At 70.6% G+C, this 2,981-nt stretch carries 3 protein-coding genes and 2 pseudogenes; 4 read left to right on the top strand and 1 reads right to left on the bottom strand.

Annotated features, from left to right (window positions below; all coding sequences use genetic code 11):
* From Q2100_RS29230 to Q2100_RS29215, 4 genes and pseudogenes are all read left to right on the top strand, one after another.
* Positions 1-144: pseudogene (locus Q2100_RS29230) on the top strand (DUF2520 domain-containing protein); the annotation flags it as partial.
* Positions 141-1,088 carry a pantoate--beta-alanine ligase gene (gene panC / locus Q2100_RS29225; RefSeq protein WP_264014206.1) on the top strand — a complete coding sequence of 316 codons (948 nt, stop codon included), beginning with the start codon at positions 141-143 and terminating at the stop codon, positions 1,086-1,088. The pseudogene Q2100_RS29230 and the gene panC, both read left to right, overlap by 4 nt.
* Positions 1,088-1,495: an aspartate 1-decarboxylase gene (gene panD, locus Q2100_RS29220; protein ID WP_302916843.1), complete on the top strand. Its 408-nt coding sequence runs from the start codon at positions 1,088-1,090 to the stop codon at positions 1,493-1,495. The genes panC and panD overlap by 1 nt, the downstream gene beginning before the upstream one ends.
* A gap of 5 nt (positions 1,496-1,500) precedes the next feature.
* Entirely contained in the window at positions 1,501-2,304 is an 804-nt protein-coding gene (locus Q2100_RS29215) for a type III pantothenate kinase (protein ID WP_264014204.1), read from the top strand.
* 65 nt (positions 2,305-2,369) lie between these two features.
* Here the strand turns inward: Q2100_RS29215 and Q2100_RS29210 are convergent.
* A pseudogene (locus Q2100_RS29210) lies at positions 2,370-2,981 on the bottom strand (amino acid deaminase); the annotation flags it as partial.

Below are 2,981 nucleotides of genomic sequence, written 5' to 3'. Positions count from 1 at the left end.
GCCGTCGCCGGCCACCTGCGGGCACTCGGCGAGGTCGACCCCGCACTGGCCGCGGCCTACCGGGCCGACTCGCTGCGCACCGCGCAGCGGGCACACGCTCCCGAGGAGGTCTTCGCGGTGCTGGCCGAGGTGAACAAATCGTGATCGTGCGCAAGCCGCCGAAGTTCGCGGCCAATCAGCTCAACGTCTACGCCCGTCCGGCGGACGTCGCCGACGTCAGCCGCGCGCTGCGCACCACCGGCCGGCGGGTGATGCTGGTGCCGACGATGGGCGCGCTGCACGAGGGCCACCTGACGCTGATCCGGCAGGCGAAGCGGGTGCAGGGCGCCGTCGTGGTGGTCTCGATCTTCGTGAACCCGTTGCAGTTCGGCGCCGGTGAGGATCTCGACGCCTATCCGCGCACCCTCGACGACGACTTGGAGGCACTGCGCGCCGAGGGGGTCGAGGTGGCGTTCACGCCGACCGCCGCCGACATGTACCCCGCCGGACCGCGCACCTCCGTGCATCCCGGGCCGCTCGGCGCGGAGCTCGAAGGCGCCTCGCGGCCAGGGCATTTCGCCGGTGTGCTGACGGTGGTGCTCAAACTGCTGCAGATCGTCCGGCCCGACCGGGCCTTCTTCGGTGAGAAGGATTACCAGCAGCTGGTGCTGATCCGTCAGATGACCGACGACCTCGATGTCGACACCCGGATCGTCGGCGTGCCGATCGTGCGTGAAGGCGACGGCTTGGCGCTGTCCTCGCGCAACCGGTACCTCGACGGCGTGGAACGTGAACAGTCGCTGGCGCTCTCGGCGGCGCTGCTGGCGGGCATGTACGCCGCGTCCGGGGGAGCGGCCGCCGTGCTCGACGCCGCCAGGGCGGTGCTCGACGAGGTACCCGCCATCGACGTCGACTACCTCGAGCTGCGCGACAACTGGCTGGGCCCCGCACCCGCCCAGGGGCCGGCCCGACTGCTGGTGGCCGCCCGGCTGGGCCGCACCAGGCTGCTGGACAACATCGCCGTCGACCTCGGCGCGAGCGCAGGCATCAACGGCCACCCCGGGGTGGCGGGACCGGACGACAACCACGAATTGCCCTGGAGGAACTGATGTTACGCACGATGCTGAAGTCGAAGATCCACCGCGCCACCGTCACCCAGGCCGATCTGCACTACGTCGGCTCGGTGACCATCGACGCCGACCTGATGGACGCCGCGGACCTGCTCGAGGGCGAGCAGGTCACGATCGTCGACATCGACAACGGCAACCGGCTCGTCACCTATGCGATCACCGGTGAGCGCGGCACCGGGATCATCGGGATCAACGGCGCCGCAGCGCATCTCGTTCATCCCGGTGACCTGGTGATCCTGATCGCCTACGGCACGATGGAGGACGCCGAGGCCCGCCGGTACCGTCCGCGGGTGGTGTTCGTCGACGCCGACAACAGCCAGGTCGACCTGTCGGACGACCCCGCATTCGTGCCGGACACCGCGGCCGACCTGCTGTCGCCACGGTAGTAACCGTGCTCCTGGCGATCGACGTCCGCAACACCCACACCATCGTCGGACTGGTTTCCGGCGCGGGCGAGCACGCGAAGGTGGCGCAGCACTGGCGGATCCGCACCGAGTCGGAGATCACCGCCGACGAGCTGGCGCTGACGATCGACGGGCTGATCGGCGACGACTCCGAACGCCTCACCGGGGCGGCAGGCCTGTCGACGGTGCCCTCGGTGCTGCACGAGGTGCGGGTGATGCTCGAGCAGTACTGGCCGTCGGTGCCACACGTGCTGATCGAGCCCGGCGTGCGCACCGGGATACCGCTGCTGGTGGACAACCCGAAGGAGGTCGGCGCCGACCGGATCGTCAACTGCCTCGCGGCCTATCACAAGTACGGCGGCGCGGCGATCGTCGTCGACTTCGGCTCGTCGATCTGCGTCGACGTGGTGTCGGCCAAGGGCGAGTTCCTCGGCGGCGCGATCGCGCCGGGCGTGCAGGTGTCCTCGGACGCCGCGGCGGCCCGGTCGGCCGCGCTGCGCCGGGTCGAGCTCACCCGGCCGCGGTCGGTGGTCGGCAAGAACACCGTCGAGTGCATGCAGGCCGGCGCGGTGTTCGGCTTCGCCGGCCTGGTCGACGGGCTGGTCAGCCGCATCCGCGCCGATGTCGACGGGTTCGCGGGCAACGACGTGACGGTGGTCGCCACCGGCCACACCGCCCCGCTGGTGCTGCCCGACGTGCGAACCGTCGGCACCTACGACCGCCACCTCACCCTCGACGGTCTGCGGCTGGTGTTCGAGCGCAACCGCGACAACCACCGCGGCCGCCGCTAGACCCCTCCCGCGGCGATTTCGGCGCGCAAACGATCGCGCACCGAACGAAACCGCGCCGAAATCGCTCAGAAGAACGTGCGGATCAGGTCGACCACCCGGTTCTGCTCGTCGATCACCGGGATCACCGGCCACTTGTCGAACACCGTGCACGGGTGGGAGATGCCGAACTGCACCCAGTCGCCGACCTCGGCGTGGTCGGCGGCGTCGAGCCGGAGGTAGGCGTGCTGGTCGTTGAGCTTGGCGACGGCGCCTGACATGCCGTAGGGCACCGGCAGGTCCTGGTCGAACGACACGTCGCGGCGTCCCATGGTCAGCAGCGCCAGTCCCGGCTCGGGCCGCGACACCACCTGCGCCCACACGCTCAGCGCCGCCTCCAGCCCGCCGTCGCTGGTGCGGCCCAGCGGCGACGTCCGGCGATACAACCCATCGTCATGGGTGAGGTAGCACCCGCTGCGGATGACGGTCCGCACGGTCAGCCCGTCCGGCCAGCCGCCCGTGAGGACGTCTGCGACGAGGTCGAAGTACGTGCTGCCGCCGGCGGTGACCATGACCTCGTCGGATTCGAACAGGCCGGCCAGCCGGACCACGGCGGCCCGCAGGTCGCGAAGATAGCCGGTGACCACGTCCAGCGCGTCGGCGGTGACGGCGTGGCCAACCGCCGCCTCGTAACCGGCCAC

The sequence above is a fragment of the Mycolicibacterium arseniciresistens genome (genome assembly GCF_030519285.1).
GTDB classification, from domain to species: domain Bacteria; phylum Actinomycetota; class Actinomycetes; order Mycobacteriales; family Mycobacteriaceae; genus Mycobacterium; species Mycobacterium arseniciresistens.
This window is presented reverse-complemented; position numbering and strand designations above follow the sequence as displayed.

Excerpts from the sequence above, each read along its gene's own strand:
- panD (WP_302916843.1), top strand. The coding sequence starts at position 1,088 with ATGTTACGCACGATGCTGAAGTCGAAGATCCACCGCGCCACCGTCACC.